This is a genomic window from Vibrio sp. 1288 (assembly GCF_033344475.1).
Genome location: NZ_JAWPOX010000894.1, coordinates 1 through 573, shown reverse-complemented (window position 1 = coordinate 573; position 573 = coordinate 1). Strand labels below are relative to the sequence as shown.

1 protein-coding gene is annotated in these 573 nt (G+C 49.2%); it reads right to left on the bottom strand.

Translation table 11 applies throughout. The features are described 5' to 3' along the window. Nucleotides 1-573 (bottom strand): transglycosylase domain-containing protein (locus R8O11_RS29960; protein ID WP_318195226.1); only part of this gene is annotated, 573 nt, incomplete at both ends.

Genomic DNA, 573 nt, shown 5'->3' with positions numbered 1-573 from the left:
TCAGCAATCGAAGCACCAAGTCTCGACGCTCTTTGGTGCGCTCAGGATAGCGAACAGGATTGTAGTACGACGGTCCTTTCACCATGCCCACCAGCATCGCAAGTTGATCAATTCGCAACTCTTGGATTGGCTGCCCAAAGTAGTAGCGCGATGCTAAGCCAAAACCGTGGATCGCTTCGCCGCCGCTTTGACCCAAATACACTTCATTGAGGTAGGCTTCTAAAATGCGGTCTTTGCTGTAACGGTAATCAAGAATAAGCGCAATATAAGCTTCGCGCACCTTACGCCACAGCGTTTTATCACGGGTTAGAAATAAGTTTTTCGCTAGCTGCTGCGTTAATGTACTGCCACCTTGAACGGTGCGACCCGCTTTGATGTTCGCCACTAAAGCACGGGCAATAGCCAATGGTGAAACACCATCATGCTGATAGAAGTCTCGGTCTTCTGTCGCCAACAAGGCATCAACTAAAATTTCAGGGAATTGGTCACGACGTAAGAACAGACGTTGCTCATCACGATCTTTTTCAAGCATCCCCAGCATCTTTGGCTCAAGGCGCAAGTAGCCCAGATCGC